This window comes from Halomonas sp. JS92-SW72 (genome assembly GCF_003547075.1).
Taxonomy (GTDB): domain Bacteria; phylum Pseudomonadota; class Gammaproteobacteria; order Pseudomonadales; family Halomonadaceae; genus Halomonas; species Halomonas alkalicola.
Window position 1 is genome coordinate 127017 of record NZ_CP032147.1, and the last position, 14947, is coordinate 141963.

Here is a 14947-nt window from a genome sequence, read left to right on the forward strand (position 1 = left end):
GGTGGGCGATGGCACCGAGTATAAACGACTGTTTGAAAGTTACCAGGCGCCCCTCGCCCCCTACCACTCCTGGCTGGTTTCGCGCAGGGCGGCGATCTCGGCCTTGGCGGCCTGCAGGCAGCCGTGGAGCTCGTCGCCCAGGGCGGCGGCGCTGCCCACGGCGATCAGGCCGGCAGCGGCACCGGTGCGGCGGCGGGCGGCGCCTTCGCTTGCGTGCAGCGCCTCGAGCCGGGACACCAGCCAGGCGAGCCAGCTGCCGGGCTGGGCGGCCAGCTCGCGCAGCCGGTGCAGCTCGGCGATGCCGGCTCCCTCGGGGCCGAGCAGCTCGCGCCAGTCGTGGCGGGGCAGCCGCGCGTGCTCAGTGACCTCGCGCAGCAGCGACTCGAGAGCCAGCTCGGCAAGCGCCAGGGCGCCCTCCTCGGCGGCCATGCGGCGGGCCTCGGCGTGCTCGTCGTCGCCGGCCTGGGTGTCGAGCAGCAGCTCGGCCTGGTAGAGCAGCTGGTTGGTACGGGCTCGCGGGGTCACTTACGCTTGTCCTCCACCTGCCAGCGGCTGCCGTCGAAGGTGGCCTTCCAGCCGGTGGCCTTGCCCTCCTCGTCGGTCATCACGAACTGTTCCTTGGCCTTGCGCGAGAAGCGGATCTGCGCCGGGCGGCCATCCGGATCCTCGCTGGGGGCGTCGAGCAGGTAGCGATACTTCTCGGGGAGCTCCTCGGCGTGAGCCTTGAGCTCGCGGACCAGGGGCGGGCGCGTCTCGCGGTTCTTGGGGAACTTGCTCGCCGCCAGGAAGAGGCCGCTGGCCCCGTCGCGCAGCACGTAGTGGTCATCGACCTTCTGGCAGGCCAGCTCCGGCATGTCGATGGGGTCCATCTTGGGCGGCGCTACCTCGCCGCTGCGCAGCAGCTTGCGGGTGTTCTTGCACTCGCTGCTGGTGCAGCCGAAGTACTTGCCGAAGCGCCCGGACTTGAGCTGCATCTCGCTGCCGCACTTGTCGCACTCGATGGTCGGGCCGTCGTAGCCCTTGATGCGGAACCTGCCCTGCTCGATCTCGTAGCCGTCGCAGTCCGGGCTGTTGCCACAGATGTGCAGCTTGCGGGTCTCGTCGATCAGGTAGCTGTCCATGGCGGTGCCGCACTTGCCGCAGCGGTGCTTGGCCCGCAGGGCATCGGTCTCGGCCTCCTCGTCGGCGTCGGCGGCCACTGCCTCCTCGCCGGGCAGCAGGTCGATGGTGGTCTTGCAGCGCTCCTTGGGCGGCAGGTTGTAGCCGGAGCAGCCCAGGAAGACCCCGGTGGAGGCAGTACGGATCTGCATCTTGCGCCCGCAGCTGGGGCAGTCGATGTCGGTGGGCACCGGCTGGTTGGGACGCATCCCCTCCTCGCTCTCGGCCTCCGCGAGCTCCTTCCTGAACTCGGCGTAGAAGGCATCGAGCAGCGCGCGCCAGTTGCGCTCGCCCTCGGCCACCTCGTCGAGGCCATCCTCCATGCGCGCCGTGAAGGAGTAGTCCATCAGGTCGGGGAAGGACTCCTTGAGGCGCTCGGTGACGATATCGCCGAGCTTCTCGGCATAGAAGCGCCGGTTCTCCAGCTTGACGTAGCCGCGGTCCTGGATGGTCGAGATGATCGAGGCATAGGTGGAGGGCCGGCCGATGCCGCGCTTCTCCAGCTCCTTGACCAGGCTCGCCTCGGTGTAGCGGGCCGGCGGCTTGGTGAAGTGCTGCAGCGGGTCCAGGGAGGCCAGGGTCATGGGGGTACCCTCGGCGAGATCCGGCAGCGACTGGTCCTCGTTCTTGCCGGCCGGCTTCATCACGCGGGTGTAGCCGTCGAACTTGAGCACGCGCCCCTTGGCCTTGAGCTCGTAGCCGTCGACCTCCACGGTGAGGGTGCTGGAGAGGTACTCGGCCGGAGTCATCTGGCAGGCCACGAACTGGCGCCAGATCAGCTCGTAGAGATGCTCGGCGTCGCGCTCCATGCCGGCAAGGTCGGTGGCGCGACGCCCCACATCGGAGGGGCGGATCGCCTCGTGGGCCTCCTGGGCGCCCTCCTTGCTGGAGTAGCGGTTGGGCGCCTCCGGCAGGTAGCGCTCGCCAAACTCGCCGCCGATGAACTCGCGCACGCTCTCCACGGCATCCTTCGACAGGTTGGTGGAGTCGGTTCGCATGTAGGTGATATAGCCCGCCTCGTAGAGGCGCTGGGCCAGGGTCATGGTCTTCTTCACCGAGAAGCCCAGCCGGCCGCTGGCGGCCTGCTGCAGGGTCGAGGTGATGAAGGGTGCGTTGGGCTTCGACCGCGTGGGCTTGTCTTCCCGCGAGGTGATGGCGAGCGACGCCTTCCTGAGCGCGGCGATGCGCTCCAGGGTCTCGGCCTCGGAGGTGGGCCGGAAGGGCTTGCCGTCCTGGCGCACCAGCTCGAAGCGCACCGGCTCGCCGTCGGCCCCCTCGACCTGCGGCACCAGATCGGCATGGACGTCCCAGAACTCCTCGGGCACGAAGGCGCGGATCTCGCGCTCGCGCTCGACGATCAGGCGCATGGCCACCGACTGCACCCGCCCGGCCGAGAGGCCGCGGGCGATCTTGGCCCACAGCAGCGGCGAGAGCATGAAGCCGACCACGCGGTCCAGGAAGCGCCGCGCCTGCTGGGCCTCGACCCTCGGGATGTTCAGGGTGCCGGGGTCCTTGAACGCCTCCTGGATGGCGTTCTTGGTGATCTCATTGAAGACCACGCGCTTGTAGCGCGCGTCGTCGCCGCCGATGGTCTCGCGAAGGTGCCAGGCGATGGCCTCCCCCTCGCGGTCGAGATCGGTGGCGAGATAGACGGTGTCGGCCTTCTGGGCCAGCTTCTGGAGCTCGGCGACCACCTTCTCCTTGCCCGGGAGGATCTCGTAGTGGGCCTCCCAGCCGTGCTCGGGGTCGATGCCCATGCGCCGGATCAGCTGCTCCTGGGACTTGCGCTTCCGGTACTCGGCCTTCTCGTCCGGCGACATCTTGCGGGTCGCCGCGGCCTGCCGCGCGCGCTCCTTGGGATCCGAGGCCGCCTTGCCCGAGCCGCTGGTCGGCAGGTCACGGATGTGACCCACGCTCGACTTCACGATGAAGTCGCTGCCGAGATACTTGTTGATCGTCTTGGCCTTGGCCGGCGACTCGACGATGACCAGTGACTTTCCCATAGTGCTCCACTGAAAGTGCATGGCGTGGACGTCGAGTCCTCGCCTGACAATGCCATACCGCCCTGATTCGGCGGGCGAAAAATGCGCCTACCCTAACCCAGCACCTGGCATCGCGCCAGTGGGTGGCCGCGGTTGGCGCCTTCTGACCCTAGACCGCACTCTCGGGCGAGGGCAAGCCTGCGTCAATGACAGCGCCCCCGCCACCGGGGTGGCAGGGGCGCTGCTGGGGCCGAGCCGAGCCTGGCTCAGCGCTTGTTGCCACCCGGCTTGCGACGGGGTGCCGGGGTCCGGCGACGCGAGGCGGCCGGCTTGGCGGCGGCTTCCTCGGCCTTGGCGGCGGGCGCCTCGGCCTTGGCGGCGGGCGCATCGGCCTTGGCGGCAGGCGCCTCGACCTTGGCGGCGGGCGCCTCGCCCTTGGCAGCGGACGCCTCGCCCTTGGCGGCGGGTTCCTCGGCCTTGGCGGTGGGCGCCTCGGCCTTGGCCTTCGCCCCCGGCTGGGACTCCATCAGGCCCTCGAGGTCGCTCAGGGCCAGGCGCTGGGCCTCGGCCTGGGTGCCGACCCAGGCCTGGGCCTCGGCACGCGCCTCGGCCTCGAGGATCGGCGCCTGGTCGATGGCCTGCTCGAAGAGCCCCCTGATCCGGGCCAGGCGCTCGCTGGAGCGCTCGGAGAGCTCGCCGCTGGCCGCCAGCACGTGCTCGATATGCTCCAGGTGGTCGGCGATCTGCTCCGCCGTCTGCCCCTTGAGCAGCTCGGGCAGCGCCTCGACGGCCCTTTCACGATCGAGCTTGAGGATGAAGAACTGCTCGCGCATCAGCCGCTTGAAGTCCGCCACGGTGAGCTGGGGCTCCAGCTCGGCGTGGGAGGCACGCAGGCGCTTGAAGTTGCGCTCGTCGGTGGAGGGGGCGCCCCCCAGCACGTAGATCAGCGCACGGATCACCGCCTCGTGGCTGCCGCCTTCGGCGACGCGCTCGGAGAGCTCTGCCTGGCGACGCTCGATGAAGCGGCGGTGTTCCGGCTCCGACCCCGGGCGGCGGCGATGCACGTGGGCGTCACCGCCCAGGCCCACCAGCGACTGCAGCAGCGGCTGGCCGTAGAGATCGAGGAACAGGCGCTCGGTGGCCCCGTCGCGCAGGTCACGCCAGGCATTGAGGCTGCCGGTGATCTGGCTGGAGGCTATCGACTCCAGCACCCGGAAGAGGTTCTCCTCGTCCACCGGATGGCGCTTGGCACGAATCTTGTCAGCCAGCAGCGGGATCGCGGTCATCAGCGGGTTGCGGTCGGAGAAGAGGCGGTAGCCGAGGCGGTTGGGGTGCATGCGGCGCATCCAGCGGGCCGATTCGGGCGTGGCCAGGGCGCGCACCCAGGGCTGCACGAAGAGCCGGTAGAGCCCGAGATTGATCTCGGAGATCCGCGCCACGGTGGCGAAGCGGGTATCGTCCTCGGTGGAGTGCTGCACCACCTGATCGAGCTCCTCGACGCTGCGCGAGGTGAACTCCAGCAGGTAGTCCCGCTCGATCAGCTCGGCATCGCTGCGCTGGGCGGCCTCGGAGACGGTGGTCTCGTAGAGGCCCGGCGGCAGCACGTCGATGTAGTCCATGTTGGCCGTGAACTCGGTGTGCTCCTTGCGGGAGACACTGCCGGAGACGAAGATCCCCAGGTGGCCGGTGCTGTCATGGACGCAGTAGACGATGGTCTGCTCGCTGGCCTCGATGTCATCGACCCCCGCGTAGAGGTCGCGCACCCAGCCCAGCGCCTGGGGCGGCGGCGTGATGTCGTCGCCCCAGGAGCAGAACACCACCACCGGCGAGCGCACGTTGCGCAGGTCGATGCGGCGTCCGTCGGAGGTGACCATCTGAGCGGTGGAGAGGCGATTCCCCACGAAGAGGTTGTCGACGATGTACTGGATCTCGTCGCCGCCGAGCACCACGTGGCCGCCCCACCAGCGCTCGAACTCCAGGTAGCGCTCGGCCTCGGTGTCGATGTTGGCGTAGAGCCGATACTGCTTGGTCCAGTAGGTGTTGGCCGGATTGAGGTTCTCGAAGTTCTGCACCAGCCAGGCGCCATCGAACTGGCCATCGCCCAGGTCGCTGAGCAGCGAGGTCATCCAGCTGCCGCCGGTCATGCCACCGGTATAGCGCATCGGCGCGTTGCCGCGGGTACCGGCCCAGTAGGAGAGCGGCGAGCCGGCGATCAGGATCGGCCCGAAGAGGTCGGGCTCCAACGACGCGGCCATCATGATCTGCCAGCCGGCCTGGCAGTTGCCCACCACCATGGGCTTCTCGGAACCGCGCTCGCTGTGGCGCTGGTTGACCAGGCGCAGGAAGGCGATCTCCGCCTCCACCACGTCCTCCACGGTCTGGCCGGGCTCCGGATAGGGCAAAAAGCCGATGAAGTAGCAGGGGTGACCGGCACGCAGCGCCACGCCGATCTCGCTGTCGGGCTTGAAGCCGCCGATGCCCGGGCCGTGACCGGCGCGGGGGTCGACCACCACGAAGGGGCGCATCTGCGGGTCGGTGGGATAGCCCCTGGGGGGCAGGATCCGCAGCAGCTCGTAGTTGACCGGACGCGACAGCTCGCGGCCGTCCATCAGCACCTCGGCCTCGAAGCCCAGCACGCTGGGACGGGTCTGCTCGATATGTTCGAGGTACTGGTTGCCACGCTGGCGCATCACGTCCATGAAGAGCACGCTGCGCTCGAAGGCATCCAGCCAGTAGCGGCCCGCGGCGCGTCCGAACCCGAAGGGGTCGAACAGCGTTACCACGGGGGCCGGGGGAGTCGGCATCGGAAGATTCATCGCGAGCTCCTGGCAATTCGGTCAGAGGGAGGAGGAACAGAGCGTGGAGATTGCACGCCGTTTGTTGCAGTGCAATATAACGCAATATCGACGCCCCGGCGAGTGAAAACTCCGTGACGGGCACGCCTAGTCGACGCCCAGCGGGCGCATCAGCGCGGCGGCCTCCTCCTCGCCCAGCAGCTCCGCCAGGCCACGCCGACCGCGGCGCCGCGCCTCCTCGGGCGTGCGCCCCCAGGCCGTCAGGCGCCCCTCTCCCCCGGTCTCGGGGGCGCGGTCCAGGCGCAGACCGGGGCCGCCGCTGATTCCGGTGGCCGCCGCGGGAACGCAGCGCCACTGCAGGGCATGACCGCGGGGGGCCAGGGCCGCCTGGCGGTCCCGCAGCCGATCGCCGGCCGCCAGGCGCAGCTGAACCACCACCGGATCCAGCCCGGTCAGGGCCTCGTCCAGCGCCTCCCGACCACAGAGCCCGGGGCGCATGTCGCAGAAGCCCAGCCGGTTCTCCTGCAGCGCAAAGCCCAGGGTCACGAGCCCCCGCAGCTCAAGGGCGGCGAGCCCCTGGAGAGCGAGCTGGCCAAGATAGGTGCGCTGCTCAGGCGTCAGCCAGGCCACCGGGGCGCGCACCAGGCCCGGCCCCAGCGCTTCCCGCACCGCCAGCCAGCGCACCCGGCCGAGGCGGTCGCAGAGCACCGCCAGCTCGACCCGCCGCCCCGGCACGCCCTCCTCCGCCAGGGGGACCCCCGCCTCGCGCAGCAGGGTCCGCACCGCCGCACCATCCTGCATCGCCTCGATCAGCGCGAGGCGAGGCCCCACGAAGGGGAGCCCGGCGGCCCGACAGGCCCTGGCCAACGCCAGCTGACGGCGGGTGTCGGCCTCGCCGGGGTGCAGCGCCGTGCAGCCGGCACTCAGGGCGCGCGCCACCAGCGCCTCGGCGGGCTCGTCGGGGGTGACGGCCCCCAGGCAGGCCAGGCCCAGCTCGGCGGCGGCCTGGCGCACCCGCAGGCCGGCGAGTCCGACGGCGGCCAGGGCGAGGCGGGGCGGGCTCCCCGCGGAACCGGAAAGCGTGAAACTGTTCACGTGGCACTTGCCTCCTTGGCGGTGGCCCCGGCGGGGGCGGCGGTGCTAGCATGGATCACGGACCGACAAGAGGCCGACGGCGTCCATTCGGCAGGCGATCATGACCACTCCCAAGCTGCTCAACAAGTTGACCTTCCGCCAACTGCAGGTATTCCAGGCGGTTCACGATCAGCACTCCTACTCCCGAGCGGCGGAGCAGCTGGGGCTGACGCAGCCCGCGGTCAGCGCCCAGATCCGCCAGCTGGAGCAGGCGCTCGGCCAGCCGCTGTTCAAGTATGCCGGCAAGACTCTCCATGTGCTGCCGGCGGCCGATGCCCTGGCGGCCTCGGTGCGGGCCATCTTCGGCCAGGTCTCGCGGCTGCAGATGGCGCTCTCGGACATGTCCGGCACCATCCGCGGCGAGCTCAACCTGGCGGCGGTCTCCACCGCCCAGTACGTGGTGCCCCATCTGCTGGCGCGCTTCCGCGCCCACTACCCCAACGTCCAGGTTCGCCTCAAGGTGTGCAACCGCAGCCAGGCCTTGGAGCGCCTGGCCGAGCGGCGCGACGACCTGGTGATCATGGCCAGGGTGCCCGACGACAGCGACCTGGTGATCATGCCGATCCTCGACAATGAGATGATCCCGCTGGTCTGGCCCGGCCATCCGCTGCTCCAGGCCAGCTCGCCCACCCTCGAGGACTTCGCTCGCCACTACGTGCTGATGCGCGAGCCCGGCTCCGGGGTGCGCAGCGCCTTCGAGGAGCTGGCCGCCGCTCAGGACGTGAGCCTGGCCCACCGCATCGAGCTCGGCACCAACGAGGCCGTCAAGCAGGGGGTGATGGCCCAGCTAGGCGTCGCCGTGCTGCCGCGCCTGGCGGTGCGCCTGGAGCTTGCGGCCGGCCTGCTCGAGGAGCTCAGTCTGCCCGACTTCCCGCTGCGCCACTCCTGGTGCACCGTCTACCCCCGGGAGCGCTTTCCCACCCCGGTCACCGAGCTGTTCCTGCGTTTCGTGCGCGAGCACCTGGCGGAGTTCCACGCCCACTTCCAGGCCCCGCCCCGCCCGCTGCCCAATCACGACGTGGTCTGCCTGCCATTGAGCTCCTGATCCACCCCTGAGCCAGGTCAAGGCCAGGCGGGGCGACGCGCCCGAACGATGCCTGGCGCCTGCGACTATGGTAGATTGTGGGCCCGACACCCAGTAACCATCAGCACGCCCGACGCGGCCTGCCGGCAGCCGATGCCGCCATCGCCCGCTCGCCGGGCGGCCGCCGAGCGAAGGGGCTCACACCCGAATGAGCGACAAGACCTCGAAACACGTCCCCAGCGGCGAGAAGTTCCGCACCCAGCACGGCTTTGCCGCCATCAAGGACGGCATCAAGCAGCGCCGAGAGCCGGAAGAGCAGGCCGCCGACCCGGGGCGCAAGCCCAAGTGGCTGCGCGCCCAGATTCCCGGCGGCGAGCGCTTCGAGGCCGTCAAGCGCAACGTCAGCGAACACCGCCTGAGCACCGTATGCGCCGAGTCCCACTGCCCCAACATGGGCGAGTGCTGGAGCAACGGCACCGCCACCATCATGCTGATGGGCTCGGTCTGTACCCGCGCCTGCCGCTTCTGCGCCGTGGATACCGGCAACCCCGGGGGCTGGCTGGACGCCGAGGAGCCGGCCAACACCGCCAAGTCGGTGGAGCTGATGGGGCTGCGCTACGTGGTGCTCACCTCGGTGGACCGCGACGACCTCGACGACGGCGGCGCCGCCCACTACGCGGCCTGCATCCGCGCCATCAAGGCCAACACCCCCGAGGTGGTGGTGGAGGCGCTGACCCCGGACTTCGACGGCGTCCATGCGGCCATCGAGCAGGTGGTCGACTCCGGCCTCGAGGTGTTCGCCCAGAACGTCGAGACCGTCGAGCGGCTGACCCGCAAGGTACGCGACCCGCGCGCCGGCTATCGCAAGACCCTGGACGTGCTGGCCCACGCCAAGCGCCACAACCCCGCGGTGCTCACCAAGACCAGCCTGATGCTGGGCCTGGGCGAGACCGACGAGGAGATCCTGGCCACCTTCGACGACCTGCGCGAGATCGGCGTGGATATCGTCACCCTGGGCCAATACCTCCGCCCCACCCGCAACCACCTGGCGGTGGAGCGCTGGGTCTCCCCCGAGGAGTTCGAGCGCTATCGCCAGATCGGCCTGGAGAAGGGATTCATGGAGGTGGCGGCAGGACCGCTGGTGCGCTCCAGCTACCGCGCCGACCGGGTCTTCGAGAAGAACAACCTGGGCCTCTCCGCGCCGGCCCCGGTGCCGGGCCAGGCGCCCGACCCCGACCGCATCGACGCCATCAACGTCGGCTGATCAGCTCCCTGCCCAGCTCGAGCGCCAAGCACCGGGCCAGGCGCTCGCCTATCTCCTCCACGCCGGGCGTCGCCACGCCGGCACCGTCGGCGACCAGATCCGCCAGGCGCGTCATCGCCATGCCGGCATAGCCGCAGGGATTGATGCGCTGGAAGGGGGAGAGGTCGCCGTCGACGTTGAGCGCCACCCCGTGGAAGCTGCCGCCGCGCCGGATGCGCAGCCCCAGCGAGGCGATCTTGGCCTCGCCCATGCCCGTCGTCACGTAGACGCCCGGCGCATCGGGACGCGCCCGGGCGGCGATGCCGTACTCCGCCAGCAGCGCGATGACGGCGTTCTCGAGCCCGCTCACCAGGTCACGCACGCCAAGGCGCGAGCGACGCACGTCGATCAGCGGATAGAGCACCACCTGACCGGGGCCATGGTAGGTCACCTGGCCGCCGCGATCGGTCTGCACCACCGGGATATCCCCGGGCATCAGCAGGTGCTCGGGCTTGCCCGCCTGTCCCTGGGTGAAGACCGGGTCGTGCTCCACCAGCCAGAACTGATCCGGGGTGTCGGCGTCACGGGTGTCGGTGAGCTCCCGCATCGCCTGCCACACCGGCAGGTAGGGGCGACGGCCCAGGCGGTGCAGCTCGATGGGCGGCAGCGCCTCAGGCGCCGAGGGCAACTCGGAGGGAGGGGTGGCCATCACACCACCATGTGCACGCGGCCGGTGGCCTTGAGCTCCACGAACAGCGCCTGCAGCTGGGTCTCACCGGTGGCGCGGATGGTCAGGCGCACCGACTGGAAGCGGCCGTTGCGGCTAGCCACCACCTCCAGGCGGGTCGCATCGAACTCCGGGTCGTGGCGGCTCACCACCTGGCAGACCATGGCGGCGAAATCCTCGGCGGCGTCACCCACCACCTTGAGGGAGTAGCGGCAGGGAAAGGTGATCGTGGGCGGCTTGCCAGAGGCCGGGCGGCTCGGCTGGCGCAGGTCGCGCAGGGAGTTGTCGTTCATGGGAAGTCCGGCGGGTTGCGTGTATGGCGTCATTTTACGCAACCCGCCGGGGAGAGACCACCGAAGGCCTAGCCGAACCAGCCGCCGACCAGGTTGGAGAAGAAGCGCCGGACCTGGTCGAGCAGCTTCTTGACGAAGCCGCCCTCCTCCACCGACTCGAGTGCCACCAGGGGCTGCTCGCCGACCACCTCCTCACCCAGGCGCACCTCGAGGATGCCGACGCGCTGGCCTGCCTCGATGGGAGCGGCCAGATCACCCTGGATATCCAGGCGCGCGGTCAGCTCCTGGTTGCGGGCCCGCGGCACCGTCATCATCACGTCGCGGTCGACGCCTACCGGCAGCTGGTTGCTCTCGCCGCCCCAGACCCGCGGGGTGTTGAGCACCGAGCCGGCGTCGTACAGCTTGAGGGTCTCGAAGTAGCGGAAGCCATAGCTCAACAGCTTCTGGGTCTCCTGGGCGCGCGACTCCTCGGAGGTGGTGCCCATCACCACGGAGATCAGGCGCATGCCGTCACGCTTGGCGGAGGCCACCAGACCATAGCCCGCCTCGGTGGTCCAGCCGGTCTTCAGGCCATCCACCGTGGGGTCGCGCCACAGCAGCCGGTTGCGGTTGGGCTGGCGGATGTCGTTGTAGGTGAAGTACTTCTCGGCGTACATCGCGTAGTGCTGGGGGTAGTCGTTGATGATGTACTGGGAGAGCAGCGCCATGTCCCGGGCCGAAGAGTACTGCTCGGGGTGCGGCAGCCCGGTGGCGTTGGCGAAGCTGGTGTTGTGCAGCCCCAGGCGGGTGGCGTGCTGGTTCATCAGGTCGGCGAAGGGCGCCTCGCCCCCGGCCAGGTGCTCGGCAACCGCCACGCTGGCATCGTTGCCGGAGGCGATGATGATCCCGTAGAGCAGGTCGCGGATCGACACTTGGGTGTCGACCTCGATGAACATCTTGGAACCCCCGGTGCGCCAGGCGTTCTCGCTGACCCGCACCATGTCATCCATGGCGATGTTGCCGCGGTCCAGCTCGCGCTCCACCAGGTAGGCGGTCATCAGCTTGGTCAGGCTCGCCGGGGGCAGGCGCTCGTCGGCGTTGTGCTCCACCAGCACCCGGCCGCTGTCGGCATCCATCAGGAACCATGACTTGGCGGCCAGCTGGGGCGGAGAGGGAATCATGGTCTGCGGCTGGGGCTGGGGAACCGGCACGCTCTGGGCCGAGGCCAGCGTCGATACCATCAGCAGGCAGGCCAGCAGCGCCGGGATCAGCCTCAGGCGGCGAAGGAAGAACAACTCTCTCATGGGGACAGCTCTCATGGAACGCTCAGGGGAAAGGGACCCAGCGCCGATCACTCGGCGCCGTTGACGATAAAGCTCTGCTCGAACCCGGCCCGGCGCAGCTCGCCGCGCACGGGCTCCACCTGGTCGGCGCTGGCCAGCGGACCGACCTGCACCCGGTGCACGCCGGTCGAGGTGGCCACCCGCACCGGGCGGGAGAGCTCGGCCTGGAGCCTGGCCTGCAGCGCCTGGGCGCTCTCGGCGGAGCCCAGGGCGGCGATCTGGAGGTAGATGGGGCGGCCATCCGCGGGGCTGCCGGACGTGGCAGCACCATTGGTGGACGCGGCGGCGGGCGCCACGGGTGCGGCCTGCGGCGCAGGGGCCAAGGCCACCTGGCTTGCCGCCTGACGGGCCGGCGGGGCGACTGCGGCGGTCGCGCTGCGGGAGCCGCCCCCGCCGTTCTCGGCGAGCCACTGCTCCACGTCGATCGCCTCCACCTTCACCCGCCCGGTGCCGCGCTCCAGTATCTCCAGCCGCGCGGCGGCGGCATAGGAGAGATCGATCTCGCGGTCGTTGTGGAAGGGCCCCCGGTCGTTGACCCGCACGATCGCCGAGCGGCCGTTGTCCAGGCTGGTGACCCGCACGTAGCTCGGCAGCGGCAACGAGCGGTGGGCGGCGGTCATCTTGTACATGTCGTAGATTTCGCCGTTGGAGGTGGCGTAGCCGTGGAACTTCTCGCCGTACCAGGAGGCCGTGCCCTGGCGGGCGTAGCCGCGGGCGTCGGGCAGCACCTGGTAGGTCTTGCCCCACACCTCGTAGGTCGGTCGGTTGCCGCCCCGGGACGGCGGCTCGAGCCGCGGCACCGCATCGGGAATCTGGCTGACGTCAGGGGGATCCAGGGGGTAGGCGTCCCCGGACATGGCGTAGCGCCCCCCGCCGGCCGGTGCGGCGGACGGCGCCGCCGAGCGCATCTCCGAGGAGCTCGACGGGGCCTGGCCGCCGCTGCCGGCACAGCCCGCCAGCAGCACGGACGCTGCGGCCGCCACCAGCCACCCCAGCCGGGCGCTCATGGCTGCCCCTCCCCGTTGGCCTGCACCGCCTGCAGCCAGTGGGCATCCAGCGCCCGCGCCGCTTCGATGGCCTCGGCCAGCTCGGTCACCGCCATGGCATAGAGATGGCTGTGGTTGTAGCGGGTGATCACGTAGAAGTTGTGGTCGCCGAGCACATAGCGCCAGTTGTCCTCGCCGTCCTCCAGGGAGACCGGCAGCAGCGGACGATCGGCATCGAAGGCATCGGGCACCGTGATCCCGGCCTCGGCGACGTCGCTCGCCGCCACGGCCGGCGGGCGCGCGGCGCGGTTGAATTCGATGGTCTCCGGCGGGGTCGCGGGTCCCTCGGCATCGTGATAGATCGCCTCGCCGGCTCGCCAGCCATGCTCGGCAAAGTAGTTGCCCACGCTGCCTATGGCGTCCACCGGGTTGGTCCAGAGATCGCGGATGCCATCGTCGTCGAAGTCCACCGCATAGGCGCGGTAGCTGGTCGGGATGAACTGCGGGTAGCCCATGGCGCCGGCATAGGAGCCGGTGAGCTCGCCGGGGTCGACGCCCTGCTCGTGGGTGATCTCGAGGAAGGCGGCCAGCTCGCCGCGGAAGAAGCCGCCCCGGGTCGGGTGGTGGAAGGCCAGGGTGGCCAGGGAGTCGATCACCCGGTGGCGGCCGGTGAAGCGCCCGTAGCTGGTCTCGACGCCGATGATGGCGGCGATCACCTCGGCGGGCACGCCATACTCGTCCTCGGCGCGCTCGAAGGCATCGCGATGCACCTCGAGGAAGGTGACGCCGCGGTGGATACGCTCGGGCTGCAGGAAGATCTCGCGATACTCGTCCCAGCGCAGGCGACGCTCGGCGGCACCGGCCATGGCGTCCAAGACGCCCTGCTGGAAGTCGGCGGAGGCCATGGCGGCCTCGAGCCAGTCGCGCTCTATCCCCTTGGCGGCCAGCTCCTCGACCAGCTGACGCGTCTCGGCGTGGCTGCGCGGGTCGAAATCCGCCGCCAGGGGGCTCATCGACACGCCCAGGGCAGCCATCGCGACCAGCGCCCTCACGCCATGGTTTCGAATCCGTAACATGCAGCTCTCTCCCTGATTCGGCAGCCGGATGCCCGCAGCGGCACTAGCGCGGGAGCAAGCGACGGTGCGCGTGAATGGCCATGAGAATACCGAAACCCGCCATCAAGGTCACGCTGGAGGTGCCCCCGTAGCTGACCAGCGGCAGCGGCACGCCGACCACCGGCAGGATGCCGCTGACCATGCCCACATTGACGAAGACGTAGATGAAGAAGGTGAGGATGATGCTGCCCGCCATCAGGCGCCCGAAGGTGTCCTGGGCACCGGCGGCGAGCCACAGGCCGCGAGTGATGATCAGCAGGTAGAGCAGCAGGATCGCCACGATGCCGACCAGGCCGAACTCCTCGCCGAGCACGGCGACGATGAAGTCGGTATGGCGCTCGGGCAGGAACTCCAGCTGGGACTGGGTGCCCTGCAGCCAGCCCTTGCCGAACACCCCCCCGCTGCCGATGGCGGTGGTGGACTGGATGATGTTCCAGCCCGAGCCCAGGGGGTCGCTGTTGGGATCGAGGAAGGTCAGCACCCGCTGGCGCTGGTAGTTGTGCAGGTTCATCCACAGCAGCGGCAGCGCCGCCGCGGCGATCACCGCCAGGGCGGCGATAAAGCGCCAGGAGAGCCCGGCCAGCAGCACCACGAAGACCGCCGCCGAGGTCACCAGCAGCGAGGTGCCGAGGTCGGGCTGCTTGGCGATCAGCACGACCGGCACGGCGATCAGCACGCCGCATACCGCGATGTCGCGCAGCCGTGGGGGGAGCTCCTGGCGGCTGAGGTAGGCGGCCACCATCAGCGGCACGGCCAGCTTCATCATCTCCGAGGGCTGGAAGCGGATGACGCCGGGGATCACCAGCCAGCGCTGGGCCCCCATGCCAACGTCACCGACGAGCTCCACCGCCACCAGCAGCAGCACTCCCAGCAGATAGGCCGGCAGCGCCCAGCGCAGCAGGCTGGCCGGCGAGAGCTGGGCGAGGGCGAACATCACCACCAGCGCCACCCCGAAGCGGAGGCCCTGGGCGATCACCGCGTCGATGCGCTGGCCGCTGGCGCTGTAGAGCACCACCAGGCCCGCCGCCATCAGCACCAGCAGCATGCCCAGCAGCCAGGGGTCCAGGTGAAGCCGCTCCCACAGGCTGCGGCGCCGGGGGATCCCGCTGGCCGGGGCCCGCACCGGGTAGGGACGCAGCACCCGGGAGAGGTCGATCATGCCCATGAC

At 70.0% G+C, this 14947-nt stretch carries 12 protein-coding genes; 2 read left to right on the plus strand and 10 right to left on the minus strand.

Going from position 1 to position 14947, the window contains the following annotated elements:
* Positions 1–60 precede the first annotated feature (60 nt).
* From D1793_RS00555 to D1793_RS00570, 4 genes are all read right to left on the minus strand, one after another.
* Positions 61–525: a DUF6586 family protein gene (locus tag D1793_RS00555; RefSeq protein WP_119020417.1), complete on the minus strand. Its 465-nt coding sequence runs from the start codon at positions 523–525 to the stop codon at positions 61–63.
* Entirely contained in the window at positions 522–3161 is a 2640-nt protein-coding gene (gene topA / locus D1793_RS00560; RefSeq protein ID WP_119020418.1) for a type I DNA topoisomerase, read from the minus strand. Before topA ends, D1793_RS00555 begins: the two co-directional genes overlap by 4 nt.
* 245 nt (positions 3162–3406) lie before the next feature.
* On the minus strand, positions 3407–5956 hold the full coding sequence (locus D1793_RS00565; RefSeq protein WP_119020419.1) for a DUF3141 domain-containing protein: 2550 nt from the start codon (positions 5954–5956) through the stop codon (positions 3407–3409).
* Positions 5957–6082: 126 nt separating this feature from the next.
* Entirely contained in the window at positions 6083–7030 is a 948-nt protein-coding gene (locus D1793_RS00570; protein ID WP_119020420.1) for a hypothetical protein, read from the minus strand.
* Between the two features lie 100 nt (positions 7031–7130).
* Here D1793_RS00570 and D1793_RS00575 point away from each other — a divergent pair, with 100 nt between their 5' ends.
* Both D1793_RS00575 and lipA read left to right on the plus strand, forming a co-directional pair.
* Positions 7131–8114, plus strand: coding sequence for a LysR family transcriptional regulator (locus tag D1793_RS00575; protein WP_119020421.1), 984 nt, complete (start codon positions 7131–7133; stop codon positions 8112–8114).
* A gap of 187 nt (positions 8115–8301) precedes the next feature.
* A complete protein-coding gene (gene lipA / locus D1793_RS00580) occupies positions 8302–9357 on the plus strand; it encodes a lipoyl synthase (RefSeq protein WP_119020422.1) in 1056 nt (351 codons plus the stop codon).
* Here the strand turns inward: lipA and lipB are convergent.
* From lipB to rodA, 6 genes are all read right to left on the minus strand, one after another.
* A complete protein-coding gene (gene lipB / locus D1793_RS00585) occupies positions 9344–10045 on the minus strand; it encodes a lipoyl(octanoyl) transferase LipB (RefSeq protein ID WP_119020423.1) in 702 nt (233 codons plus the stop codon). The two genes, lipA and lipB, sit on opposite strands and share 14 nt — an antisense overlap.
* The gene (locus D1793_RS00590; protein ID WP_119020424.1) at positions 10045–10356 is read right to left on the minus strand and encodes a DUF493 domain-containing protein; all 312 of its coding nucleotides are present in this window, start codon (positions 10354–10356) and stop codon (positions 10045–10047) included. Before D1793_RS00590 ends, lipB begins: the two co-directional genes overlap by 1 nt.
* A gap of 68 nt (positions 10357–10424) precedes the next feature.
* Positions 10425–11576, minus strand: coding sequence for a D-alanyl-D-alanine carboxypeptidase family protein (locus D1793_RS00595; RefSeq protein ID WP_119023521.1), 1152 nt, complete (start codon positions 11574–11576; stop codon positions 10425–10427).
* Positions 11577–11686: 110 nt separating this feature from the next.
* The gene (locus D1793_RS00600; RefSeq protein ID WP_119020425.1) at positions 11687–12685 is read right to left on the minus strand and encodes a septal ring lytic transglycosylase RlpA family protein; all 999 of its coding nucleotides are present in this window, start codon (positions 12683–12685) and stop codon (positions 11687–11689) included.
* Positions 12682–13740 carry a lytic murein transglycosylase B gene (gene mltB / locus D1793_RS00605; protein WP_119020426.1) on the minus strand — a complete coding sequence of 353 codons (1059 nt, stop codon included), beginning with the start codon at positions 13738–13740 and terminating at the stop codon, positions 12682–12684. The genes D1793_RS00600 and mltB overlap by 4 nt, the downstream gene beginning before the upstream one ends.
* Before the next feature lie 43 nt (positions 13741–13783).
* On the minus strand, positions 13784–14944 hold the full coding sequence (gene rodA, locus D1793_RS00610; RefSeq protein WP_119020427.1) for a rod shape-determining protein RodA: 1161 nt from the start codon (positions 14942–14944) through the stop codon (positions 13784–13786).
* Between the last annotated feature and the right edge of the window lie 3 nt (positions 14945–14947).

Coding starts and splice junctions, on each gene's coding strand:
- topA (WP_119020418.1), bottom strand. CDS start 3,161: ATGGGAAAGTCACTGGTCATCGTCGAGTCGCCGGCCAAGGCCAAGACG.
- D1793_RS00565 (WP_119020419.1), bottom strand. CDS start 5,956: ATGAATCTTCCGATGCCGACTCCCCCGGCCCCCGTGGTAACGCTGTTC.
- D1793_RS00575 (WP_119020421.1), top strand. CDS start 7,131: ATGACCACTCCCAAGCTGCTCAACAAGTTGACCTTCCGCCAACTGCAG.
- lipA (WP_119020422.1), top strand. CDS start 8,302: ATGAGCGACAAGACCTCGAAACACGTCCCCAGCGGCGAGAAGTTCCGC.
- lipB (WP_119020423.1), bottom strand. CDS start 10,045: ATGGCCACCCCTCCCTCCGAGTTGCCCTCGGCGCCTGAGGCGCTGCCG.
- D1793_RS00590 (WP_119020424.1), bottom strand. CDS start 10,356: ATGAACGACAACTCCCTGCGCGACCTGCGCCAGCCGAGCCGCCCGGCC.
- D1793_RS00595 (WP_119023521.1), bottom strand. CDS start 11,576: ATGGTATCGACGCTGGCCTCGGCCCAGAGCGTGCCGGTTCCCCAGCCC.
- D1793_RS00600 (WP_119020425.1), bottom strand. CDS start 12,685: ATGAGCGCCCGGCTGGGGTGGCTGGTGGCGGCCGCAGCGTCCGTGCTG.
- mltB (WP_119020426.1), bottom strand. CDS start 13,740: ATGTTACGGATTCGAAACCATGGCGTGAGGGCGCTGGTCGCGATGGCT.
- rodA (WP_119020427.1), bottom strand. CDS start 14,944: ATGGGCATGATCGACCTCTCCCGGGTGCTGCGTCCCTACCCGGTGCGG.